This is a genomic window from Arenibacter arenosicollis (assembly GCF_014397245.1).
GTDB lineage: Bacteria > Bacteroidota > Bacteroidia > Flavobacteriales > Flavobacteriaceae > Arenibacter > Arenibacter arenosicollis.
Genome location: NZ_JACLHY010000028.1, coordinates 43,309 through 67,873 on the forward strand (window position 1 = coordinate 43,309; position 24,565 = coordinate 67,873).

A 24,565-nucleotide genomic window follows, 5' to 3' on the forward strand; every position below is an offset into this window, starting at 1 on the left:
ATATCCATAGAAGATTAAAGCCAAAATTACTTTATTGGCCAATATTATACGAATAAATAAAGGGAATTATAATAATAGGACTTAGTTAGCAGCCAAATGCACTCGCTCTGCCTTCAAAACTTTTTCAACAGGCCTAACCAGATCTCTAATAATTTGCTCACCTCCGGCATCATCTATTAAGGCTACCAAAATATAACGGCGATTGGGATTATTTCCCCATACCAGAATGGAATCGGAATGAAAGGTTCTCCAAGAGCCCGACTTTCTATATAATCTGGCGTCGGGAGCAATGTTGTCCAACGTATTTACAAATTTATGATGAAGTTCAGGATCTCCCATGATATCCAACATTTGCTTGGAACGGCCTTTGCTCACCAGTTTGCCATTGGCCAATAGATAATAATACCTACAAACTTGATTTACAGTTGCCGCATGCGACAAATTCTTTAGGGGCTCCCTATTGGTATCACCACCGCTTCCGTATCTTTTACCTACCCATAGTCCACCGCCTTGACTCTCATCATAGAACATATATTTTGGATCGGTCATTACGGACTGTATCTTATCGTATCCCAATCGATCGATCATTCTTGTGGTTGCTTCGTTGTTTGATTTGCTGATCATTGATCGCATATCCTTCCTTATTTCCTGAGTTTCCTTTAACTCCCCCTTTTCTAGGGCATCCATAGAGGACAACAATACCGCTATTTTCGGCAAGCTGGCCGCATACATCATATAATCGCCATTAATACTAGCATATTTTGCATTTTCCGGATTGGATAGGTCTACTATACCAACTGCCATCTTATTGTTGTTCATTAATGATTTCCAGGAAGGATTGGACATTAGTTCCTTTTCCAAACTTGCTTGCAAGGCACTATTGGTTAAACTGGGCAAGGGTTTAACCTTGGCATTGCCCAAATTAATGGGAAGGTCTTTTTGCGCCAAAGCCATTCCAGAACATACGAATACGCACAAAATTCCAATTACGCGCATTTTCAAATGAAAATAAGATGTACCCATAATATAAACAGTATAATACTGATTGTTAAGAATTAGATATGAACCTCAATTTAAAAAGCTGGTCAAAAAAACCCGATCAAAGATATTCTATAATCGTATTCGACATTTGTTAAAATTTATACTTCAGCAAAAAACAAAGAACCTAATTAATATAACGTATAATTAGTCATAATCTGATTTTACTCTGTTAAAATTTATTACCACAGCACCTAAAAAGAATTCACTTCCCTAAAGAAACAATAAAGTCCATGTAGATGGTCTTTATATATACGTTGTAAGTGGATAAAAAGTTTAGGTGTTTATAGGTCAGGGAGACATTTTAATCATGACAGTTTGATTGCAAATTGTTATTTTTGGAACAAATTAGAAATACATGTTGGTTATTGGTATTGCGGGTGGTACGGGTTGTGGAAAAACTACGGTTGTAAATCAAATTATAAATGAATTACCATATGAGGAAGTAGGGGTCATTTCCCAAGATTCTTACTATTGCGACCTGTCCCACTTATCATATGACGAACGTACCCAAGTAAATTTTGACCATCCACGTGCCATAGATTTTGAATTATTGGGCAACCATTTACAGGATTTAAAAAAAGGAATTCCAATTCACCAACCCGTTTATTCTTTTGTTAAACACAATCGTACCACTGACACCATACTAACACACCCTAGAAAGGTTATGATCGTAGAGGGTATCTTAATAATGACAAATCCTAAAATAAGGGAGATGTTCGACATTAAAATATTTGTCCATGCCGATTCGGATGAGCGATTGATAAGGCGTCTAAAAAGGGATATAACTGAACGTGGCAGGGATTTGGATGAAGTTTTAACACGGTATCAAAATACCCTAAAACCTATGCACAATCAATTTATAGAGCCCACAAAGGAATATGCCGATATTATTATTCCAAACAATAAATACAATACCGTGGCAGTAGATATCGTAAGAACCATAATCAACGAAAAATTAAGTTAATCACCTATGGGAATCAAAGGGATAAGAAATAAAAAATGGTTTGGCGTGGTTACCAATATGTATGTTTTGGTACTAACAATTTTTGTGGTTTGGATGGTTTTTTTCGATACCAACTCCCTCCTAATACATTGGGAACTAAAAAAGCAAATAAACAATCTTGAAAAGCAAAAAGATTTTCTCCATGAGGAGATAGCAAGGGATAAAAAAATCATAGAAAAATTGTCGGATCCCGAGGAGTTGGAAAAATTTGCCCGGGAACAGTACTATTTGAAAAGAAAAAACGAAGAGATATATTTAATTGAATATGAAGATAGTCTAAAAACAAAGGATGATGAGTAACCTTAAACTCTTTAACGATTTTCCCGAGATTTCTTCCAAAGCCTGGAAGCAAAAAATCCAGTTCGACTTACAAGGTGAGGATTACAATGAAAAGTTGGTTTGGGAATCCCCTGAGGGCATAAAAGTAAAACCTTTCTATCATTCGGAAGACCTGAAGGCCCTCAAGTTAAAGGGAGCCACTAAAAATACTGGTTGGCGCATTGGACAGGGAATATTCTCGGGAAATACCAAATTGGCCAACAAAAAGGCCTTGGACGCCATTGCAAGGGGAGCTGAGAGTATCCAATTTACCATTCCATCCGAAGAAATAAAGATTCATGAGCTGCTTAAAGAAATAGACCTTGGGCAAACAGATATTTATTTTAACCTTCAATTTCTATCCTCCTCTTATGTAATATCAATATTGGAGGCCACCAAAAACCAAATCAACAAGGTTTATCTCAATGTAGATATCATTGGTAATTTGGCCAAAAATGGCAACTGGCAATTCAACCTTAACCAAGACCATAAAATATTAGATGACATTCTTAATTTAAATCACACCCAAACCTTGTGTGTAGATGTTGCCCTCTATGAGAATGCCGGGGCTAATCTAATACAACAATTAGCCTATGCCGTTGCCCACGCAAATGAATATTTGAACCATTTAAACGACAAGCATAAGGACACACTTAAAAGAACTGTAATTACCTTTAAGGTTTCCGTAGGAAGCAATTATTTTTTTGAAATTGCCAAACTTAGGGCTCTGAGAATATTGTTTGGGACACTAGCCCAAGAATATGGAGCTTTGGAGCAGTGCCACATAATTGCTACACCTACCTTTAGAAACAAAACCCTGTACGACTACAACAATAACATGCTGCGAACTACCACTGAATGTATGTCGGCTATTTTAGGGGAGGCAGATATGGTAATAAATATGCCATATGACGCCATTTACCACAAGGACAATGAATTTGGCGAACGTATGGCCAGAAATCAATTGCTGATTTTGAAACACGAGAGCTATTTTGACAAAGTGGACAATGCGGCGGATGGAACTTATTATATAGAATCCATCACCCATCAACTTTCAACCAAAGCACTGGATTTATTTAAACAAATTGAAGCGGGAGGAGGTTTTTTGGTACAACTAAAAGAACACATCATTCAGAAAAAAATAAAGGAAAGTGCAGCTAAAGAACAAGATAATTTTAATAGGCTCGACAAAATCTTGGTGGGCACCAATAAGCATGCTTCCAGGTTGGATAAAATGAAGGATAATTTAGAAATGTATCCATTTGTAAAAACGAATACCCGGAAAACCTTGATCGAACCGATCATTGAAAAAAGATTGTCCGAGGATTGGGAACAAAAGCGATTAAAAATAGAATAACAACCTGGTCAATCAGGTTTAAAAAGATGTAAAGTTTCCAAAAGGTCCAATTGATACATTAGGTTAAGACGATTCAATATAATGGCAAGAAAAAATCTCCAACAAATTCAACTGAGGTCTGTTCCTGAAACGAACCCAAAAGACCATGACCCAGTATTGCCATTTGAGACCGCGGAAGGAATTCTCCTAAATAAAACATATTCCAAGGCAGATATTGAGGATTTGGAACATCTGAACTTTGCCGCAGGTATACCTCCCTTTCTCCGAGGACCTTATAGCACCATGTATGTCAGTAGACCCTGGACTATAAGGCAGTATGCCGGATTCTCTACAGCTGAGGAGAGCAATGCATTTTACAAAAAAAATCTCAAGGCCGGACAAAAGGGCCTTTCAGTAGCCTTTGACCTCCCAACGCATAGAGGATATGACAGCGACCATCCACGTGTGGTGGGTGATGTAGGAAAAGCCGGGGTAGCCATTGATTCCGTGGAGGATATGAAAATTTTGTTCCAGGATATTCCATTGAATGAAATGTCGGTTTCCATGACCATGAACGGTGCTGTGTTGCCCATATTGGCATTTTATATTGTAGCGGCAGAGGAACAGGGAGTTTTGCCAAAAGACCTTTCTGGAACCATTCAAAATGACATCCTCAAGGAATTTATGGTCAGGAATACATATATCTACCCTCCTGCCCCCTCTATGCAGATCGTTGCAGATATTTTTAAATACACCAGTATGTTTATGCCCCAGTTTAACAGCATAAGCATTTCTGGCTATCATATGCACGAGGCAGGCGCAACCGCCGATATTGAATTGGCCTATACCCTGGCCGATGGACTGGAATATATTAGGACAGGGCTAAAAGCTGGATTGAATATAGACGATTTTGCCCCTAGACTTTCCTTCTTTTGGGGAATTGGGATGAATCATTTCATGGAAATTGCAAAAATGCGGGCAGGTAGAATGATATGGGCAAAATTGGTAAAACAATTTAATCCTAAAAATGAAAAATCGCTGACTTTAAGGACCCATTGCCAAACCAGTGGATGGAGCCTTACCGAGCAAGACCCGTTCAATAACATTACCAGGACAACTATAGAGGCTGCTGCGGCAGTTTTTGGCGGCACCCAGAGCCTACATACCAATGCCTTGGACGAAGCCATTGCATTGCCTACGGATTTTTCAGCACGTATTGCCCGCAATACCCAATTATATTTACAAAAGGAGGCGGAAATCACAAAAACGGTAGACCCTTGGGCCGGTAGTTATTATCTAGAAAAACTAACGGACGAAATTGCACATAAAGCTTGGACACTCATTGAAGAAGTAGAAGCATTGGGCGGTATGACCAAGGCTATTGATGCTGGCATACCTAAATTAAGAATCGAGGAGGCCTCTGCAAAAAAACAAGCTCGCATAGACAGTGGTAGGGACATCATTGTCGGAATTAATAAATACACGACCAAGGAAGAAGATACCCTTCAAATATTGGAAGTGGATAATGCCGAAGTTAGAAGGCAACAGTTAGCACGTTTAAAAGTCGTAAAGGAAAAAAGAAATGAAAGTGATGTTAGGCAATCACTGCAAGAATTAACCGAAATTGCCACACGTAGAATTAACTCCCAAGTTCCCAAAACAGCTAACGAATCAGCTATAGATGAGGAAAATTTATTAGCTTTAGCTATCAAGGCTGCCAGGGCAAGAGCTACATTGGGCGAGATCAGTGCTGCATTGGAGAATGCTTTTGGCAGGCATAAGGCAACTATAAATTCGTTTACGGGAGTGTATTCAAAAGAAATAAAGGGAGATGAGAGTTTTGGCAAGGCTAGGGAAATGGCGGACAAGTTTGCCGAGCAGGAAGGCCGTAGACCTAGAATAATGATTGCCAAAATGGGTCAGGACGGTCATGACCGGGGATCCAAAGTGGTAGCAACAGCATATGCCGACCTCGGTTTTGATGTAGATATTGGCCCACTCTTCCAAACTCCGGCAGAAGTAGCCAAACAAGCCGTGGAGAACGACGTACATATTTTGGGGATTTCTTCCTTGGCGGGCGGACACAAGACTTTGGTGCCCCAAGTACTTCAGGAATTAAAATCCTACGGACGGCAAGATATTATGGTAATCGTAGGCGGAGTAATCCCAAAACAGGATTATGAATTTTTGTATGATGCCGGGACTGTAGCCATTTTTGGTCCAGGTACTAAAATAAGCGACACGGCCATCCAACTTCTGGAAATCCTAAGCGCATAATATCCATAGTTCATGAACGAACAGAAATGACATGAGTTCGATTGATTGATTATCAATTGATTGATTTTTTTTAAATCAAACTCATATTATAGAGGGCTAGCCCTCAAAATAAGCCTTAAAGCTCAATTAGGAAATAAGCTCAAGGCCCAAGGTATTTAATCAATGATCCCTCCTTTTTAGGCTTCTTTCCATAATTTTACTACAATGTGGCCGAGGCTTTTAATAATTGGGTCTCATTAATAAGTTGTGTATAAGTGATTCGTAAAAAAACAATAAACCTCTAATAGCCTGACAACAAATCCCATACAACTTTAACGCACTTTAACGCTAAAGACTGCAGTTATTCACCCAGTGTTAACAAATTACATTTTATAACAACTTAAATAATCGTATTTTTACCCCCTAACTTACTATGATAATGGGCAAAATAATTGCTATTGCTAATCAAAAAGGGGGTGTAGGAAAAACTACCACTTCGGTAAATTTGGCCGCCTCTTTAGGTGTATTGGAAAAAAAAGTATTACTCATAGACGCTGACCCCCAAGCTAATGCAACTTCAGGATTAGGATTGGATGTGGATAGTATCGAATTGGGAACTTACCAATTATTGGAACACACCAAAACTGCTGAAGAAACTATCGTTAAGACCTCCTCCCCAAATGTAGATCTTATTCCAGCACATATTGACCTTGTAGCTATCGAAATTGAATTGGTAGATAAGGACGATAGGGAATATATGATGAAAAAAGCCATTCGTGGACTAAAGGACAAATACGATTATATTCTTATAGATTGCGCTCCTTCACTTGGACTTTTAACATTGAATGCCCTTACTGCGGCCGATTCTGTTATGATACCTATACAATGCGAATATTTTGCTTTGGAAGGATTGGGCAAATTACTGAATACCATTAAGAGTGTTCAAAAAATACATAATCCGGATTTGGATATAGAAGGAATGGTACTTACCATGTACGATTCCAGGTTAAGGCTATCCAACCAGGTTGTGGAAGAAGTTAAAAAGCACTTTTCCGAAATGGTGTTCGATACGATCATCCAAAGAAATGTTAGGTTAAGTGAAGCCCCAAGTTATGGCGAAAGCATTATTAAATATGATGCCAGTAGTAAAGGAGCCGCCAATTATTTAAATTTGGCACATGAAGTAGTTGTGAAAAACAAGGAGACAGTATAATGGCGAAAGCAATAAAAAAACAAGCGTTGGGCCGCGGTTTATCAGCCCTATTAAAAGATCCTGAAAACGATATACAATCGGCTACGGACAAGAACGCCGATAAAGTAGTGGGCAATATTGTGGAATTGGATTTGGACGCGATAGACGTTAATCCATTTCAGCCCCGTTCCAATTTTAATGATGAAGCCTTACAGGAATTGGCCTCTTCTATAAAGGAATTGGGAGTTATACAGCCAATAACGGTAAGAAAACTAGATTTTAATAAATATCAGTTAGTTTCTGGTGAACGTAGGTACAGGGCATCCAAATTAATTGGACTGGAGACCATACCGGCCTATATCCGCATTGCAAATGACCAGGAATCCCTGGAAATGGCCTTGGTCGAAAATATTCAACGACAGGACCTGGACCCCATAGAAATTGCACTTTCCTACCAAAGATTGATCGATGAAATTCAGTTGACACAGGAAAAAATGAGTGAGAGGGTAGGCAAAAAACGCTCTACGATCACCAACTATTTACGATTACTGAGGTTAGACCCCATTATTCAGACAGGAATAAGGGACGGTTTTGTAACTATGGGCCACGGAAGGGCTTTGGTAAATGTGGATAAAAAGCAAGACCAAATTGCACTTTACGAAAAAATAGTAGGTGAAAATCTTTCGGTCCGTGACACGGAAAAAGCCGTTAAGGATTATCAAGAAGGTAATACCGACGCCGACCCGATTAATTCCGCAGTGACTAAAGGGCAAAAGAAATCTGCCATAAACCCAGATTTCATTGATAAAAACCTTGGTCACCTTTCAGATTTTTTATCTGTAAAAGTAGATATTAAAGCTTCTGAAAAAGGTAAAGGAAAAATCACCATACCCTTTCATTCCAAGGAGGAATTCAATAGGCTAAAAAAATTGATTACGGGTGAGTAAATATCTTGTTTCTCTGGCTGTATATTTTCTTGTTATAACTTTCGGACTTGCCCAAGAGGAAGAAAATACTACCCAGGCATCAGATTCCATTAAGACCACTCTTAAAAAAGAGGGGGTTTCCGTAGTAGACACCCTAAAAGTCAAAAGAAAAGCCATAAATCCTTTGGCGCCAAGTAAGGCTGCCTTCTATTCTGCTGTATTTCCCGGACTTGGTCAAATTTACAATAGACGTTATTGGAAGGCCCCCATTGTTTATGCAATAATGGGTGGTGGAATATATGGCTACATTTACAATGACGACCTCTATGACCGCTTTAGAACGGCATTTAAACGCAGACAAGCTGGATTTACAGATGATGAATTTTATGATCTGGGAGCACCCAATGCCCCTGGGGCCGATCCGGACTTTTCCGAAGCAGCCTTGGAAAGTGCACAAGAAAGATATCAAGAAGATAGGGATTTATGGCTGCTGGTCACGATTGCCATGTACGCCCTAAATATTGTTGATGCTAATGTTGATGCACATTTAAAACAATTTAACGTGGATGATGACCTAAGTATGGATTTAAAACCATATTTGGACCTAGATGCCATTACCGCCAGACCAGTTTATGGCTTGGCCTTAACCATTAAGTTTTAGTTTATGAATATTGCCTTGTTCGGATATGGTAAAATGGGTAAAATGATCGAACAGATCGCCCTTAAAAGAAACCATTCTATAGTAGCAAAAATTGATTTGGATGCAACAGATATAGATTTTTCGAAAATCGACGTCGCCATTGATTTTAGTATGCCAAACGCCGCTTTTGGAAACATCAAAAACTGTCTAGAGCACAACGTCCCCATAATTTCAGGAACTACGGGTTGGCTTGAAGATTATCAAAAGGCCGTGGACCTATGCAATGAAAACCAGGGCGCATTTATCTACGCTTCCAACTTTAGTTTGGGCGTTAACCTTTTTTTTGAGCTAAATTCCTATTTGGCAAAAATGATAGGTTCCCAAAAACAATACCGGGTTTCCATGGAGGAAATCCACCATACCCAAAAATTGGATGCACCTAGCGGAACAGCAATTACTTTGGCCGAAGGCGTTATTAACGAAACCGATTATACCAAATGGAAATTGGACAATGCAGGGGATAGTGAAATTCCAATTACAGCTAAGCGTATCGCCGATACTCCTGGAACCCATACCGTTTCCTATGAAAGCGAGGTAGACAGCATTGAAATTAAACATACTGCCCATAACAGGGAAGGTTTTGCGTTAGGTGCTGTAATAGCAGCAGAATGGATTGTGGGAAAAACAGGTGTCTTCACCATGAAAGACGTGTTAAACCTTAGTTAAAGAGCGTAACAAAGATCAATTTAAAATGACTTAAAGATTGACGAGTTCTTAAAAGCCCATCAATCATTAAATAACAATTACCAATATGAACGGCACACAGTGGATTATTTTTATTTTAAGTATTCAGGTGATACATTTTTTAGGCACCTGGAAATTATACCTAAAAGCAGGTAGAAAAGCTTGGGAAGCTGCAATCCCTGTATATAATGCCATTGTTCTGATGCAGATTATCAACAGGCCGAAATGGTGGGTAATTTTGCTTTTTATACCAATCATTAATTTATTGATGTTTCCGGTAGTCTGGGTTGAAACCCTTAGAAGTTTTGGAAAAAACAGCTTATTGGATACCTGGTTGGCCATATTGACCTTAGGGCTTTATATTTACTATGTCAACTATTTTGAAGACGTAAAATACATTGAAAACAGGGATATACACCCCAAAAGTGCCTTAGGCGAGTGGGTCAGTTCCATTGTATTCGCCATTGTGGCCGCTACTTTGGTCCATACTTATTTGATCCAACCCTTTGTTATCCCTACAAGTTCTTTGGAAAAAACCCTGCTGGTTGGCGATTTTCTATTCGTAAGCAAATTTCACTATGGAGCAAGGATACCAATGACTACTGTAGCCGCACCTATGGTTCACGATACCTTACCCGTACTGAAAACAAGATCCTACGTTGCCGATGTTGACCCTGCTACTTATAGAACTTCAATTTGGAACAAATTACAGTTGCCCTACCTTAGACTTCCTGGATTTAAAAAGGTAAAACGAAACGACATTGTTGTTTTTAGCTGGCCAGCCGATACGGTTTACCAGTTCTTTAAGAAACAGAAGGGAGTGCGTAAGCCGATAGATAAAAAATCGAACTATGTAAAACGCTGTGTTGGGGTACCGGGCGATTCCCTGACCATTAAAGATGGCTACGTTTACATTAACGGAGAAAAAACAGTTCTACCTTATAGGGCAAAGCCTGAATTCTTGCATACGGTTACCGTAGAAGGACAATTCTCCAATGCTGCCATAGAATTATTGGGCCGGGAGAACCTATCCGGCAACGTAATTCGGGTTCCAAACAGCTCGCTACAACAGGAACGGGCTTCCGAAGTAATAACTGCCATGAATTTGGAACTGATAAAATCAGATTCAACATATACTTATTACGCCGGCAATATTGGCAACCAAAAGGTTAAGGAATACCTGAAGTCCGAAGACATGAAGAACATGGCGCTCTTTAATCTAACCGAGGCGGAGGCCAAAAATTATACGGGCAAGGACGGCATAACCTCAATAGATAAATTTTCCTATAAGATTCCGGACACCTCTATATTCCCGCAAGATGCCGCACATTCAGGTACCGTGGACAATATGGCGTCTATTTATATTCCTGAAAAAGGAAAAACTGTTCCTCTTAACCTCGAGGTACTTCCTATTTATGAAAAGATCATCAAGGAATATGAAGGAAATGACCTTAAGGTAAATGGAAACCAGATTCTTATTAACGGGGAGGTGAGCAATTCCTATACTTTTAATCAAAATTATTATTGGATGATGGGTGACAACAGACATCGATCGGAAGATAGCCGATTCTGGGGTTATGTACCTGAGGACCATATTGTAGGAACTCCCATTTTTATATGGATGAGTATAGATGGCATCAATGATGGCATGAGCAATTGGAAAGTAAGATGGGACAGGGTTTTTACAACCGTAAACGGCGATGGAGAACCCACCTCTTATTTTAAATATTTTCTAATCTTATTGGCAGCCTGGTTTATTTTCGATTTCTTCAGGAAAAAGAAAACAGCAGCCAATAAATAATTAATGCAGCAATAATTTTCTAAACCATGAAACTTTTGCTTCATCCGGGCTATTTCCCCAATATTGCCAATTTTGCTGCTATAGCTCAAAATGATGTATGCTGGGAGGTGATGGACAACTATCAAAAACAGACCTTCCGCAATAGGTGCTATATCTGTACGGACCTAGGAATGCACATGCTTAATATTCCCATAAAACATGTAGGAAACAAAAAGGGGAAACAACGTTATGGTAGCGTAAAAATTGACAATGACTATCCTTGGCAGAGACAGCACTGGCGCACCTTGGAAACGGCATACAGAACCTCTCCGTTTTTCGAGTTCTACGAAGATGATATTGCCCCATTGTACCATAGAACATTTAATTCCTTAATGGATTTTAACCTCAAAAGTATTGAGACCATCTGTGAATGTTTGCAAATAGAAATGCCTATAGGGACAACCGAGAGCTATGAAGTTGATGTTACCGACAAAATAAACGGGAGGTTTTTAATAAATTCAAAATCAAAGTTTGCATTTGAACAGCCGGAATACGTTCAGGTTTTCGATGACAGAAACGACTTTATACCCAACTTAAGTGTTTTGGATCTTTTATTTAATGAAGGCACCAATACACTTACCTATCTAAAAGCCCTCAAACTAAACCTTCATAATGCTTAGGTTTTGTGTACATTACGGCATTCATTTTTTACTTCCAATTATAATTGGACTGTATTTTTACAAAGAACACCGACTACAAATAATTTTAATACTATTGGCAGGAATACTTATTGATTTGGACCATTTGTGGGCAAATCCAATTTTTGATCCCAACCGATGCAGCATCAACTTTCATCTGCTACACACCTATTGGGCCATTGCCGGCTATTTCCTATTATTATTTTTCCAAAAAACAAGAGTTTTTGGAATAGCTTTTTTAATACATATTTTGGCAGACACGGCAGATTGCTATTTAATGTAAGTCCAGCCCAGGCCCCACTTTGTTATCTTCCCAAATTTACCTGTCTGTGGTTGCCATCGACACCGGGGCATCCATAACTTACTTTAAATAGGCCTTATACAATTTTTGCTCCCTAAATTCCTCCTCCAACTTTATCCTTTTAACCATAACTTCAAGAATGACACAAACACTCTTTGGGCATCCTATCTACTTTAAAAATTTATTGCTATTTTGTATAGCCCTTTGCTCAAGGATAAATCTAATTTATATCTGAAAAATGAAAGACCATACAATTAAAAACTCGATTACCCCTGGACGAAGGGAATTCATAAAAAAATCAGGGATAGCCCTTATAGGGAGCTCATTGGCATACCCTTCCGTTTCCTTTGGCGCTACCAATCTTTACAAGGATTCCCCTCTTAAGGTAGGCCTGATCGGTTGTGGCGGGCGCGGAACTGGAGCTGCTGCTCAAGCATTGGAGGCTGATCCCAATGTGGTTCTATATGCCATGGGGGATGTTTTTGAAGATCGATTGGAAGAAGCCCATGCGGCGCTTGTAAAGATTGCAGGCGACAAAATAAAAGTGGACAAGCAGAACAAGTTTATAGGTTTCGATGCCTATCTAAAAGTAATTGAATCTGGCGTAGATGTGGTATTATTAACTACACCACCTGCATTTAGACCAGACCATTTAACCGCAGCTGTTAATGCTGGTAAACATGTTTTTTGCGAAAAACCAGTGGCGGTGGATGCCCCTGGAGTCCACAAAGTTCTGGCTGCAGCAAAAAAGGCCAAAGAGAAAAACCTGTCCCTAGTTTCCGGTTTCTGTTTCAGGTATGATTATCCCAATAGAGCCATTTACGGCCGTGTTCTGGATGGGCAAATAGGGGACATTAGAACAGTCACCACCTTTCGTCATGGAGGAGAGGCCTGGTACAAGGACCGCCAACCAAATTGGACCGATATGACCTATCACATGCGCAACTGGTATTATTACAATTGGCTGTCAGGGGACTTTATTGTAGAACAGGCCGTTCATAGTTTGGACATGATGTCTTGGGTGATGGGAGATAAAATGCCCGTAAGTGCTACTGGAACTGGAGGGCGACAGGTAAGGGTAGACAAAAAATACGGCAATATATTTGATCACTTTGCCGTAGAATTTGAATACGCCAATGGGGCAAAAGGCTATCATTTTACGAGGCAACAAAGCGATACATCCCATAAAAATAGCGTTGAAGTATTTGGTAGCGATGGCAGCGCCATTGTACATATTGGTCGTAAGTATGAAATTACTGGCAAAAACAAATGGACATACGATGGTGAAAGAAACAATATGTTCCAGACAGAACACGATGAACTCTTTGCATCTATCAGAAATGGAAACCCAATCAATAATGGTGAATGGATGGCAACCAGTACCATGTTGGCTATTTGGGCACGTATGGTAGGCTATACCGGACAGACCATTAGCTGGGAACAGGCATTCAATTCCCAAGAATCCCTGGGTCCAAAAGTGGATGAATATAATTGGGATTTAAAATGGCCCACACCACCCATAGCCGTGCCCGGAAAAACTAAATTTATATAGCATTCCCAATAATGACCAAATATTAATTAAGTGCTATGCATTTAATGTCTTCAGAACAAATACAAACAATCCAATGAAGCTATTCCTAAAACTAAGTCTACTATTTTTCTTGTTGTCCAGTGCATCCGTATTGGCTCAGATCAAACCAATAAGCTTTGGCACCGAGACTACTTTAGGGCAATTGGCCTCCAAGGGAAAGGAAAAACCCATTAATTGGATCAATGTGAATACAGATCCGGATACCTGGAGAAAAGAAAAAGATATTCTTGTCTGCTCAGGTCTTCCCATTGGTGTTATGCGTTCGGAAAAACAATATGAGAACCTTATACTATTGGTTGAATGACGACATATGGAAGCCGAGGGCAATTCTGGTGTCTTTGTTTGGAGCCATGCCAAACCTGGGGAAAAAGATCCTTTGCCAGGTGGTGTCGAAGTCCAAATGCTGGAGCTCGACTGGGTAAATCAGAATATACGTGACGGAGTAAAGCCTTCCATAGCTTACGTCCACGGCGAACTTTTTGGCGTAGGCGGAGTTAAAACCATACCCGACAACCATAGGGGTGCCAGAAGCAAATCCGTTGAAAATAGGGCAACTGGGTAAGGAGTAATGGAACAGTTACAAAGTGGTTTGTGTCGATGAAACCATAAAACTCTCGGTAAACGGGAAATTTGTAAACGGCATTAGTCAATCATCCATTAAGAAAGGTTACTTATGTCTGGAGTCCGAAGGTGCGGAAATCCAGTTCAAAAATTTTAGAATAATAGAATTGCCACCAGGAGTAACCTCTGAAGAGCAGACCGCTAAAAAGGTGTTTTAAGGATTAATTCTACTTAACATCTTATTAATCTTACGAGAAAAAGTATGCTAGTTGATAAACAAAACCATGAGGTTCCATTTCTTTAAACATTGCAAACTATAGGACTAATAAACTATTTGGGGTCAATTTTAATAGATGCCATTACTGGAAAGTGATCGGATAACTTCAGGTCAAAATTTTTATGAGCCATAACCTCAAAAGCTTGGTCCGTCAAAATAAAATCTATTCTTACAGGATAATATCTAAAATTAAAAGTACGGCCATATCCGGTTCCCTGTTCAGAGAAGGAGTCGTTCATATCCCCTTTGATCACTTTATACACATTGGAAAATTGAGTGTTGTTGAAATCCCCACAAACAATTTTCTTATAAGGCGTACCATTCCTATGTTTATCAAATAATTCGGCCTGCTCTCCCTGTTTGGCAAATGACCTGCTAATCCGCTTAAACAACCTTCCTTTGGGTTCGTTGGAGATACGACTAACACTGGGAATTATCCTATGCGATTCTAAATGCAGGTTATAGACCCTAATGGTATCGCTATTTACCACGATATCTGCAAAAAGAGCGTTATTCCCACTATCAGGAAAGTCCAAGGAACCCTTATTGATAATAGGAAATTTTGAATAAATAGCTTGAATGGATTTCTTTTCGCTTAGTTTATAATCCGTAGCATATTTAAAGGCATAGATTTTCTTAAGTTGCCTATCCCTTATCCGGCTAAACTCTTGAATACACAATATATCCGGATCTTCCGAAGTAATAAAATCCATTATACGATCTCCTACAGATGCATCATGAATCCATTCGAATTTATTAAACCCCCTTACATTGTAGCTCATGATACTTAGGTCCTCTTTCTTAATTTCTTCCTCGGACAATTTAAACCTAAAAAAGTTCCCTAAACAGATATATCCAAGTACCAGTACAAAGGCAGATAGCCATAATTGCTTTTTCCTTTTAAACAGCCAATAGGCCAGAAAAAGTAAATTAAAAAGAACCAAAAGGGGTACCGTTAGGCTTAGAATGGAAAAATAGGCAAAATGGACCACTGAAATTAGGGGCACAAAACAAGAAACAAATAACAACAGAGCCAAAACCCCATTAATGAAGAACATGAATTTATCAATGAAATTAAGGTTCTTCACTTTCTATTCTTTTCCTGCCTTAAATAAAAAATCCTTTTCTGCTTTGGAAAGACTTTCGTAACCAGACTTGCTAATCTTATCCAAGATAGCATCTATTTTACGCTGGCGACTTTCTTTATCATAATTTTCCGTAGTTCCTTTTCCTCTATTTTCTTTTCTATATACCGTTTTTAAAGGCGCTTTTTTCTCACCTCGCTTAAACAAGTTGGCCATGGCATCCAAAAACTTGGCAAAACCGCTACCAATATCGTGACCTTTTATAAGTTGGCGTGCATAAAAATAACCCAAGGCGGCACCACCTAAATGTGCAAGTCGCCCTCCTACATTGCCTCCAATTGAGATTTGAATAAGATCCAACAAAACCACAAAGACCCCTATATGCCAAAGTTTTACATTAAAAAATATAATGCGGACTTCTTGGTTGGGCAAATAGGAACAAATAAAAATTAGCACAGCGGTCACCCCGGCAGAAGCCCCGATCAAAGCTGTATTTATACCCAATAATGCCGGGAATATATTATAGCTCAATAAAAATATTAATCCCCCTAATATAACCCCTAAGAAATATACATTGAGAAACCTTCTACTATCGAAAAGGTTTAGAAATATTCTACCTGCAAAATACAGCATCAACATATTCCAAAAGATATGGCCCAAGCCCGAATGAAAAAAAGAATAGGTAACTATTGACCACGGCTGGGTAAGAAAATGAAAAAAATCCTTTGGAAGTTCAAACCAACGAATAATACTATCCCCAGAAAATCCAAATAGTATCTTTAGCAATCCACTGAGGATAAATACCGCCACATTAATGACTATTAGCCTTTCGGCAATATTTAACCTGTTGTAATAATATCTAATATTTTGATTGCCCATTATCTATCCCAGCGATTGTTGTTAAACTCATTTTTTTTCCAATACCACATCATAATAAACCCAAATAACGCGCCACCGACATGGGCAAAATGAGCTATGCCATTGCCGAAAATGGAATATCCCGTTACCCCTGAAAATAAATCCAATCCAATTAAGACTGGAATAAAATATTTGGCCTTAACCGGCACGGGAATAAACATTAAAAAGAGTTCACTGTTGGGATATGACATTCCAAAGGCCACTAAAACACCATAGATAGCACCCGAGGCCCCAACTGCTGGAGTATTAAAAGCTCCCAAAAAATTATCAATGGTACTCTTGGAGGCCACATCGTACCAACTAGGACTATATTTTCCTCCTGAAATAATTTCCAATATCTGTTCTTTGGGAATTCCTGAACTTACTAGAGCGTCCAACCCTTGATTAAAATAATAGTAGTTCACTCCTGTATGTATCAAGGCTGCCCCGATTCCTGCCGAAAAATAAAAAAAGAAAAATTTATTCCTTCCCCACATTCGCTCCAATGGCGAGCCAAAAGCCCAAAGCGCATACATATTGAATAAAATATGCATAAACCCACCATGCATGAACATATGGGATATCATCTGCCAAAATTCGAAATTTTCATTTTTCGGAAACCAAAGTGAAAACCACTGGTACATTTGATCTCCGTATAATTGTGTTGCCACAAAAAACAGCACATTAATTATAATCAAATGCTTTACTGCGTCCGTAATCCTACCCATTTATATAAATTTTTTATCAATTTCATCCTCACTAATAGTGACGAATATCGGTTTATTAAAAGGACTAACCCCAGATTCCTTACATGCAAACAAATCGTTTACCAAGGCCAACTGGGAATCGCTATCCAATACCTCTCCTGTTTTTACTGATAGGGATTTGGCCAATGTCTTAGACAGTATATCGGTCTGCGAAAAGCCATCAACAACAAAATCCTGTTGATAATCCGATATCAATTGATCCAAAATAATTCCTACCTCACTTTCAGGTACGGACAATGGAACTCCTGTGATCTTCACCTCTTCCCCTTCAATACTGTCAAACACAAATCCCACTGTCGTTAGGCTATCTTGAATTTCTTCAATAATTGCGCAATCGGATTTTGAAAATGTCAAAGATAACGGAAATAACAGTTGCTGGCTCACCGCCTCCTTTATGGTAATGTTCTTTAAAAATTTTTCATATAGCACCCGTTGATGTGCCCTACTTTGATCTATAACCACCATTCCCGATTTTATAGTGGTCACAATATATTTACGCCTTAACTGAAATGTGGTTGCACCTGTATCAATGGTCTCTTTTCTATTATCAAAAATAGAACCTGTAATAGTATCGGATTCGAAGCTTACACTACTAAAACCCGAGTTTTTACCTATGTTGGATTCCATACCCACATATAAACTTTCCCAACCTTTGGTACTCGGCTTCTGAAAACTTGGCCTTTGGGCAGACCCTGTACCAGAATCCTCCTTAAAGGGGTTAAAGCCGGCATCGACGATAACTTTGGGCAACTCCGCCGATTTATTCTTGTAGTTATATGGAGTTTCCAAATTTTGGTCCTGTTCAAAATCCAAAGAAGGCATTACATTGAATTGCCCTAAACTATGTTTTACGGTTGACCTTAAAATGGCATACAGGGTATGCTCATCATCAAACTTGATTTCCGTTTTCGTGGGATGAATATTAATATCTATAGAGCCTGGATCAACAGTCAAATACAAGAAATAGCCCGGATGATTTTCCTTTTTTATTAGTCCATCAAATGCCCCTAATATGGCATGATGAAGGTACGGGCTTTTTATAAACCTATTATTTACAAAAAAGAACTGTTCTCCCCTACTCTTCTTCGCAAATTCGGGTTTGCTGATATAGCCACTTATTTTTACTACTTGAGTATCTTCCTTCACCGGCACCAATTTTTCATTGGTTTTGGTCCCAAAAATATTTACAATACGCTGTCTGCTGTTCGTGGAAGGCAAATTGAATAGTTCACTTCCGTTGTTATAAAAATGAAAACTGATCGAAGAATGCGCCAAGGCCACTCTTTGAAATTCGTCCATTATATGCCGTAATTCTACATGGTTCGATTTAAGAAAGTTTCGTCTTGCAGGAATATTAAAGAATAAATTCTTCACCATCATGGATGTCCCCTTGGGTGCCACCGCCACTTCTTGGGAAATAATCTTGCTTCCCTCAATTTTTATATGCGTTGCCACTTCATCTTCCTCCGTCCTTGTCTGCATTTCCACATGGGCAATAGCAGCAATGGAAGCTAAGGCCTCCCCTCTAAATCCCTTGGTATTTAACTGAAATAGGTCCTCCGCTTTTTGAATCTTGGATGTGGCGTGACGTTCAAAACTTAGTCGCGCATCTGTAACGCTCATACCCACCCCATCATCAATTACTTGGATAAGTGTTTTTCCTCCCTCCTTTACCACTAATTTTATAGTGGATGCCCCAGCATCTATGGCATTTTCCATTAGTTCCTTCACCACTGAAGCGGGTCGTTGAACTACTTCCCCTGCGGCAATTTGATTGGCAACATGGTCTGGCAAAAGCTTAATAATATCTGCCATTATTGCGGTATAAAGATGGATAGATCGAAATCTATAATGTATAGAAAAATAAGAATAAGGATAGCAATAATTATTAGGGTCCTAATTTTTTGATTTCGGCTACCAGATTGTTTTAAATCGTCCATAGCCCTACTGAACTTACCTTTAAAACCGGAACGACCGTCCATGGTAGGTCTAAATTTGTCCAATTTATGCTCTATTTTAAACGGACTTCCTTCACCCTTATCATCGAAGTATCGAGGTGTATAACCGAACTTTTTGTTTTTACGTAATTTTGAAAACTTTCCCATAATCCTTATTGTTTCAAAGTTACTTAAAATCAAAAAATATGCCTTATATCCCTTGCCAAAAAATGTTAACAATTACGGCAGAAACACCTATTGGGCATGCAACGCCAAATAATAAAGAAAGATAAATTATAAAGACTACTCTCCTAGGCTTACCATCTTAATGGCTGCTATGGCTGCCTCAGCCCCTTTATTACCATGTTTACCGCCACTGCGATCTATGGCCTGTTGCATATTATTGTCCGTAAGGACACAAAAAATAACGGGTACTTCCGTTCTCACGTTGAGATCCATTATTCCTTGGGCCGTGGCACTACAAACAAAATCGAAATGCTTGGTCTCCCCTTGGATTACACTTCCAATGGCGATAACTGCATCGACTTTCTTGGTTTCGATCATTTTTTTGGCACCAAAAGTAAGCTCAAAACTCCCTGGAACATTCCAGCGTATAATATTCTCATGCTTAGCACCACAATCCAAAAGAGCCTCCAAAGCCCCATCGTAAAGTCCTTCGGTAATTTTTTCATTCCACTCTGAAACAACAATCCCAAACCGAAAATCTTTCGCGTTTGGGATTGTTGTCTTATCGTAAGCCGATAAATTTTTATTAGCCGTAGCCATACTATTTATTTTTTGCCTTACCTATAAATGCATCTATAGTCCTAGCTTCATCAGAGCTTGGATATTCATCCTTTATTCTTTGGAAATATTTTAGTGCTTTATTATTTTCCTTCAATTCCAAAGCGGTAACACCAGCTTTATATAAAAATTTCGGAGTCGTAAAGTCATTGGCGCTATGGGCAAAAGCCTGCTCATAGTATCCCAAAGCATCACTAGGCTGGTTTAATTGAAGAAAAGCATCGCCCAAACCACCTTTTGCCAAGGCCCCCAAGATTAAATCATCGGAAGAAAATCCTTCTAAATACTTAATGGCCTCATCGTACTTCTGCATATTCAAAAAAGCCATACCCGCTGAATATTTCGCCAAATTGGCAGCCGTAGTGCCATTGTACTCTTCTATAATATCCAAAAAACCATATTTACCTTCCGCCCCGTTCAAGGCAAGCGTAAACAAGGAATCCTTTTCGGCAGTTGCCGACAATGCTTGATCAAAATACTGCTGAGGATATAACATCTCGTTTGCAGCACTTGCTTCCTTAGGCTTTTCTACAAACTGAAAGTAGGCTAGATACCCCAAAACGGCCACAGCAATTACCCCAATTACTCCAAGAATATAATTTTGATTTTGGGAAACCCATTCTTCCGATCTGGATGCTCCTTCATCCAAGGAACTAAATACCTCCGCAGTTGTACTTTCCTGCTCATCCAACAAAATCTCCTCCTCTTTATTTTTTGGTTTAAAACCTCTTTTCTTGTAAGTTGCCATTTTTGAATTTTATTAATCGCGCAAAAATAAAGTTTTTATCCAAAACCGAACGGGTATTTATTCGTTATTTTTGGATATTTTACAGTTTCCGAGAAGATTTGAAATAAATATTTTACGACCCAGAATGTTTCTAAAGAAATTATCACTTATTAATTATAAAAACTTTGCTTCCGAAAATTTTGAATTCGACTCCAAAATCAACTGTTTCGTGGGTGATAATGGTGTTGGAAAAACGAACGTTTTAGATGCCATTTACCATCTTTCCTTTGGAAAAAGTTACTTTAACCCGGTGGCGACCCAAAATATAAAACACGATGAGGATTTTTTCGTTATTGATGGCGAATTCCACAAAAACGACCGAGAGGAAAAGATTCTTTGCAGCCTTAAAAAGGGCCTGAAAAAAATTATAAAACGCAACGGCAAGGCCTACGATAAATTCTCCGATCATATAGGCTTCCTGCCCTTGGTTATTATTTCACCAGCTGATCGAGATTTAATAATAGAGGGTAGTGAAACACGCCGAAAATTCATGGATGGGGTCATTTCCCAATCCGACAAGGAATACCTGCAAAATCTGATCAAGTACAACAAAACCCTTAGCCAAAGAAATTCGCTCCTGAAGTATTTTGCAGTTAACCAAACTTTTGACAAGACAAGTTTGGCGGTATACAATGAGCAATTACAGGAATACGGTAGTAGAATATTCGCCAAAAGGGCCGAATTTCTGGAAGCGTTTATACCCATATTCAAGGAACAATACCTCGCTATTTCAGGAGGTAAGGAACCTGTAGATTTAACATATGATAGTAAGTTATTGGATAATGATCTATTAACTTTATTGGAGCGGAATCTAGAAAAAGATAAAGCGCTACAGTATACAAGTGTTGGCACGCATAAAGACGACCTTAACTTTGAGATAAACGGGCATCCCATAAAAAAATTCGGAAGTCAGGGACAACAAAAATCATTTTTGATAGCCTTAAAATTGGCACAGTTTTACTTTATAAAAAAACAGGCTGGGACTACGCCTCTCTTACTTTTGGATGATATTTTTGACAAATTGGATGAAAATAGGGTGGCACAAATCATTCATTTGGTAGACGAAGATAATTTTGGACAAATATTTCTCAGTGACACCCATGCGGATAGAACCGAGGAGGTTGTAAAGAAGATACACCAATCCTATAAAATATTTAAGCTGTAATATGCGATATGTTTATTTTTTTATTGCCCTCATTGGCCTAATTGGCTGCCAAAACAAAGTAAACCAACTAGATCTACCCTATTTGAACGGCTATTGGGAGATAGAAAAAGTTTCTTTTCCGGATGGCACCGAAAAAGAATACACCGTTAATACCAGTATAGACTACATTGAAATAAATGACCTAAAGGGATATCGAAAAAAGGTACAGCCAAAATTTAACGGAACCTACGATACTTCTAATGATGCGGAAAGGTTTACTATTTATGAGAAAGACGGTGTTTTTACCATAAACTATGCAACAGACCTGAGCAAATGGCATGAAAAAATTGTAAATCTATCGGAGAATAGCTTTACAGTTCTAAGTGAGGAAAACATTAAATACCACTACAAAAGATTTGAACCCATTAATATTGAGTAAAAATGGCTAAGAGAAAAAATGACAACCTTCGCCTAGGTGAAGCTTTACAGGAATTTATTTCTGAAAATAAATTACAAAAGGGGATGGACCGTGTAAATGCACGTGAAGCTTGGATAAATTTAATGGGCAATGGCGTAAATAACTATACTACGGCCATAGAATTACGGAGCGACACCCTTTTCGTATCGCTTTCCTCCTCTGTGTTAAGGGAGGAGCTAAGCCTGGGCAAGTCTAAAATTATAAAATTATTGAACGAAGAATTGGGTAAAAATCTTATCACAAAAATTGTTCTGAGATAAATTTCCGTTATACATTAACACAAAAAACCACGCCCAAAGGCGTGGTTTTTAAATATATAAAAATAGGTTCTTAGAAAATTTCCCTTCCAGCAAAATGAAAAGCACCTTCTATGGCTGCATTTTCATCGCTATCAGAACCGTGAACTGCATTTTCGGCTATAGAAGTAGCAAACAATTTACGAATAGTACCTTCTGCTGCGTCAGCAGGATTTGTTGCACCGATCAAGGCTCGAAAATCCTCAACGGCATTATCCTTTTCCAATATAGCGGATACAATGGGGCCTCTGGTCATAAAATCGACCAATTCCCCAAAAAAAGGACGCTCCTTATGTATTGCATAAAACGCTTGGGCATCCCTTTTGCTCAATTGCGTGTATTTCATTGCCACGATCTTAAATCCGGCCGATGTTATTTTGTCCAAAATTCCACCAATATGCCCGTTCTCAACGGCATCTGGCTTTAACATGGTAAATGTTCTATTTGTACTCATTACTTTAAAATTTTGCGCAAAAATACGTTTTATTCTACAACTCGCAATATTTAGGGAATATCTTGTAGCATTTGCCACATTTCATCGTCAACTATTTCCTTCTCCCCGGTATACCCTCCCATAAATCAATACCTTAAAATCGTTTTCTTTTCCACTTAGAAACTATATTTGTAACCATATCAAATTGGACAGACAACTAATTTTAGGAACAACCCATAAAAATAATAGAAAAGGATGAAAAAGGCTATCTTTAAATTTTTGGCAAAAATGAATAAGTTGTTGTTACCATCTTATTCGAAACAACAGCTGGACCTTTCGAAGGCCACAAAAATTCAAATGGCAATTATTGGATGGCGTTACTTGGTAACTACAAATGCCTTGGATTAATACTTTATAAGGGACGCAACAGAGTAACCGGACAATTTTTCCCTGCCCTTTAAAAAATTAAGTTCCATTAAAAAATTGCATTGAACCACTTCTCCGCCTAACTTTTCTATTAGCTTACAAACAGCTTTTGCCGTTCCTCCAGTGGCCAGTACATCATCATGTATTAGTACCCTCTCCCCTTTTTGTATACTATCTACGTGAATTTCAAGCACATCCGTACCGTATTCCAATTCGTAGGATTCGCTGATTATTTGATGTGGCAATTTTCCCCGTTTTCTAACCGGAACAAATCCAGCATTAAGGTGCGTAGCCAATATAGGAGCAAAGATAAACCCGCGACTTTCCATACCCACCACCTTATCTATCTCCATATTTGCAATCAATTCAAATAAAGCGTCCCCTGCTCCGGCCAAAGCCTTGGCATCCTGTAATAGGGGTGTTATATCTTTAAAAGTGATTCCTTCCTCTGGGAAATTTGGGATATCGCGCACATATTTTTTAAAATCCATTTATTTTGGCTGTTGTAATTTTGTGGTAAATTTAAAAAGAAATATATTTGCAGCCCGTTAAACGGGAAAAATGAATTTTTACAATGGCCTCGTGGCGCAACTGAATAGCGCATCTGATTACGGCTCAGAAGGTTACTGGTTTGAATCCAGTCGAGGTCACCACAAGCAAGAAACCACGTTTTTTTAGACGTGGTTCTTTTTTTTTGGAAAAATTGAGCTTGCTCAGAATGGATCATGTCCAAAATCTGGGTTTTTACCATTTTAAGAATATAATTTAATCAAGCGATATAAGAAGTATTCCGTATTCCTGACTCCCCTAAATTGTGATCTAAAAGCCTTTACTTTGGCATTAAAGG

The 24,565-nt window shown here is 38.7% G+C and carries 29 protein-coding genes and 1 tRNA gene; 20 read left to right on the plus strand and 10 right to left on the minus strand.

All coding sequences use genetic code 11. The annotated features are described in order from the left end of the window. Positions 1-81: 81 nt before the first annotated feature. On the minus strand, positions 82-954 hold the full coding sequence (locus H4O18_RS19295; protein WP_425489141.1) for a serine hydrolase: 873 nt from the start codon (positions 952-954) through the stop codon (positions 82-84). 442 nt (positions 955-1,396) lie between these two features. Between H4O18_RS19295 and udk the strand changes: the two genes are divergently transcribed. The 15 genes from udk (at position 1,397) to H4O18_RS22025 (ending at position 14,605) form a co-directional block, all read left to right on the plus strand. After that, a complete protein-coding gene (udk, locus tag H4O18_RS19300; protein WP_187587696.1) occupies positions 1,397-2,005 on the plus strand; it encodes a uridine kinase in 609 nt (202 codons plus the stop codon). Positions 2,006-2,011: 6 nt separating this feature from the next. Next, positions 2,012-2,344 (plus strand): FtsB family cell division protein, encoded by a 333-nt coding sequence (locus tag H4O18_RS19305; RefSeq protein WP_187587698.1) that lies wholly within the window; start codon positions 2,012-2,014, stop codon positions 2,342-2,344. Next, complete coding sequence (locus tag H4O18_RS19310) at positions 2,334-3,719, plus strand: methylmalonyl-CoA mutase subunit beta (protein WP_343065479.1); 1,386 nt, start codon at positions 2,334-2,336, stop codon at positions 3,717-3,719. The genes H4O18_RS19305 and H4O18_RS19310 overlap by 11 nt, the downstream gene beginning before the upstream one ends. An 81-nt stretch (positions 3,720-3,800) precedes the next feature. Then, on the plus strand, positions 3,801-5,975 hold the full coding sequence (gene scpA, locus H4O18_RS19315) for a methylmalonyl-CoA mutase (protein WP_187587700.1): 2,175 nt from the start codon (positions 3,801-3,803) through the stop codon (positions 5,973-5,975). A gap of 418 nt (positions 5,976-6,393) precedes the next feature. Beyond that, positions 6,394-7,167 (plus strand): ParA family protein, encoded by a 774-nt coding sequence (locus H4O18_RS19320; protein ID WP_187587702.1) that lies wholly within the window; start codon positions 6,394-6,396, stop codon positions 7,165-7,167. Next, positions 7,167-8,093, plus strand: coding sequence for a ParB/RepB/Spo0J family partition protein (locus H4O18_RS19325; protein WP_187587704.1), 927 nt, complete (start codon positions 7,167-7,169; stop codon positions 8,091-8,093). Before H4O18_RS19320 ends, H4O18_RS19325 begins: the two co-directional genes overlap by 1 nt. Beyond that, positions 8,086-8,733 (plus strand): DUF5683 domain-containing protein, encoded by a 648-nt coding sequence (locus H4O18_RS19330; protein ID WP_187587706.1) that lies wholly within the window; start codon positions 8,086-8,088, stop codon positions 8,731-8,733. The genes H4O18_RS19325 and H4O18_RS19330 overlap by 8 nt, the downstream gene beginning before the upstream one ends. 3 nt (positions 8,734-8,736) lie before the next feature. Continuing rightward, positions 8,737-9,438 carry a 4-hydroxy-tetrahydrodipicolinate reductase gene (dapB, locus tag H4O18_RS19335; RefSeq protein ID WP_187587708.1) on the plus strand — a complete coding sequence of 234 codons (702 nt, stop codon included), beginning with the start codon at positions 8,737-8,739 and terminating at the stop codon, positions 9,436-9,438. An 85-nt stretch (positions 9,439-9,523) separates the two neighbouring features. Further along, positions 9,524-11,257: a signal peptidase I gene (gene lepB / locus H4O18_RS19340; protein WP_187587710.1), complete on the plus strand. Its 1,734-nt coding sequence runs from the start codon at positions 9,524-9,526 to the stop codon at positions 11,255-11,257. Positions 11,258-11,283: 26 nt separating this feature from the next. Further along, entirely contained in the window at positions 11,284-11,916 is a 633-nt protein-coding gene (locus tag H4O18_RS19345) for a WbqC family protein (protein WP_187587712.1), read from the plus strand. Continuing rightward, positions 11,909-12,217, plus strand: coding sequence for a DUF6122 family protein (locus H4O18_RS22010; protein WP_222942473.1), 309 nt, complete (start codon positions 11,909-11,911; stop codon positions 12,215-12,217). Before H4O18_RS19345 ends, H4O18_RS22010 begins: the two co-directional genes overlap by 8 nt. A 256-nt stretch (positions 12,218-12,473) precedes the next feature. Further along, positions 12,474-13,787, plus strand: a complete 1,314-nt coding sequence (locus tag H4O18_RS19350; protein ID WP_187587715.1) for a Gfo/Idh/MocA family protein — start codon at positions 12,474-12,476, stop codon at positions 13,785-13,787. A 73-nt stretch (positions 13,788-13,860) separates the two neighbouring features. Further along, positions 13,861-14,130: a hypothetical protein gene (locus tag H4O18_RS22015; protein WP_222942474.1), complete on the plus strand. Its 270-nt coding sequence runs from the start codon at positions 13,861-13,863 to the stop codon at positions 14,128-14,130. Positions 14,131-14,136: 6 nt separating this feature from the next. Continuing rightward, a complete protein-coding gene (locus H4O18_RS22020; RefSeq protein WP_222942475.1) occupies positions 14,137-14,388 on the plus strand; it encodes a hypothetical protein in 252 nt (83 codons plus the stop codon). Between the two features lie 22 nt (positions 14,389-14,410). Beyond that, on the plus strand, positions 14,411-14,605 hold the full coding sequence (locus H4O18_RS22025) for a LamG domain-containing protein (RefSeq protein WP_343065480.1): 195 nt from the start codon (positions 14,411-14,413) through the stop codon (positions 14,603-14,605). 112 nt (positions 14,606-14,717) lie between these two features. On the opposite strand, the gene H4O18_RS19360 is transcribed toward H4O18_RS22025, so the two are convergent. The 7 genes from H4O18_RS19360 to H4O18_RS19390 form a co-directional block, all read right to left on the minus strand. After that, complete coding sequence (locus H4O18_RS19360) at positions 14,718-15,752, minus strand: endonuclease/exonuclease/phosphatase family protein (RefSeq protein WP_187587717.1); 1,035 nt, start codon at positions 15,750-15,752, stop codon at positions 14,718-14,720. Positions 15,753-15,755: 3 nt separating this feature from the next. Further along, a complete protein-coding gene (locus H4O18_RS19365; RefSeq protein WP_187587720.1) occupies positions 15,756-16,628 on the minus strand; it encodes a rhomboid family intramembrane serine protease in 873 nt (290 codons plus the stop codon). Further along, a complete protein-coding gene (locus tag H4O18_RS19370) occupies positions 16,628-17,374 on the minus strand; it encodes a rhomboid family intramembrane serine protease (protein WP_187587722.1) in 747 nt (248 codons plus the stop codon). The genes H4O18_RS19365 and H4O18_RS19370 overlap by 1 nt, the downstream gene beginning before the upstream one ends. Next, positions 17,375-19,228 carry a DNA mismatch repair endonuclease MutL gene (mutL, locus tag H4O18_RS19375; protein WP_187587724.1) on the minus strand — a complete coding sequence of 618 codons (1,854 nt, stop codon included), beginning with the start codon at positions 19,226-19,228 and terminating at the stop codon, positions 17,375-17,377. It abuts the gene before it with no gap. After that, on the minus strand, positions 19,228-19,518 hold the full coding sequence (locus H4O18_RS19380; RefSeq protein WP_187587726.1) for a riboflavin synthase subunit beta: 291 nt from the start codon (positions 19,516-19,518) through the stop codon (positions 19,228-19,230). The genes mutL and H4O18_RS19380 overlap by 1 nt, the downstream gene beginning before the upstream one ends. 135 nt (positions 19,519-19,653) lie before the next feature. Continuing rightward, positions 19,654-20,136 (minus strand): 6,7-dimethyl-8-ribityllumazine synthase, encoded by a 483-nt coding sequence (ribH, locus tag H4O18_RS19385; protein ID WP_187587728.1) that lies wholly within the window; start codon positions 20,134-20,136, stop codon positions 19,654-19,656. 1 nt (position 20,137) lies between these two features. Then, entirely contained in the window at positions 20,138-20,902 is a 765-nt protein-coding gene (locus tag H4O18_RS19390) for a tetratricopeptide repeat protein (protein ID WP_187587730.1), read from the minus strand. 124 nt (positions 20,903-21,026) lie between these two features. Between H4O18_RS19390 and recF the strand changes: the two genes are divergently transcribed. From recF to H4O18_RS19405, 3 genes are read left to right on the plus strand one after another with little or no spacing between them, the layout of a single operon-like run. Further along, a complete protein-coding gene (recF, locus tag H4O18_RS19395) occupies positions 21,027-22,106 on the plus strand; it encodes a DNA replication/repair protein RecF (RefSeq protein ID WP_187587732.1) in 1,080 nt (359 codons plus the stop codon). Between the two features lies 1 nt (position 22,107). Continuing rightward, on the plus strand, positions 22,108-22,524 hold the full coding sequence (locus H4O18_RS19400) for a lipocalin family protein (protein WP_187587734.1): 417 nt from the start codon (positions 22,108-22,110) through the stop codon (positions 22,522-22,524). 2 nt (positions 22,525-22,526) lie between these two features. After that, positions 22,527-22,823, plus strand: a complete 297-nt coding sequence (locus H4O18_RS19405) for a DciA family protein (RefSeq protein WP_187587736.1) — start codon at positions 22,527-22,529, stop codon at positions 22,821-22,823. A gap of 70 nt (positions 22,824-22,893) precedes the next feature. On the opposite strand, the gene H4O18_RS19410 is transcribed toward H4O18_RS19405, so the two are convergent. After that, a complete protein-coding gene (locus H4O18_RS19410; RefSeq protein ID WP_103440330.1) occupies positions 22,894-23,313 on the minus strand; it encodes a nucleoside-diphosphate kinase in 420 nt (139 codons plus the stop codon). Between the two features lie 234 nt (positions 23,314-23,547). Between H4O18_RS19410 and H4O18_RS22300 the strand changes: the two genes are divergently transcribed. Beyond that, positions 23,548-23,700: an SsrA-binding protein gene (locus H4O18_RS22300; protein ID WP_246474463.1), complete on the plus strand. Its 153-nt coding sequence runs from the start codon at positions 23,548-23,550 to the stop codon at positions 23,698-23,700. Here the strand turns inward: H4O18_RS22300 and H4O18_RS19415 are convergent. Then, positions 23,697-24,209, minus strand: coding sequence for an adenine phosphoribosyltransferase (locus H4O18_RS19415; protein WP_187587739.1), 513 nt, complete (start codon positions 24,207-24,209; stop codon positions 23,697-23,699). The genes H4O18_RS22300 and H4O18_RS19415 overlap by 4 nt on opposite strands. A gap of 85 nt (positions 24,210-24,294) precedes the next feature. Here H4O18_RS19415 and H4O18_RS19420 point away from each other — a divergent pair. Further along, positions 24,295-24,371: transfer RNA gene (locus H4O18_RS19420), tRNA-Arg, on the plus strand. Positions 24,372-24,565 lie beyond the last annotated feature (194 nt).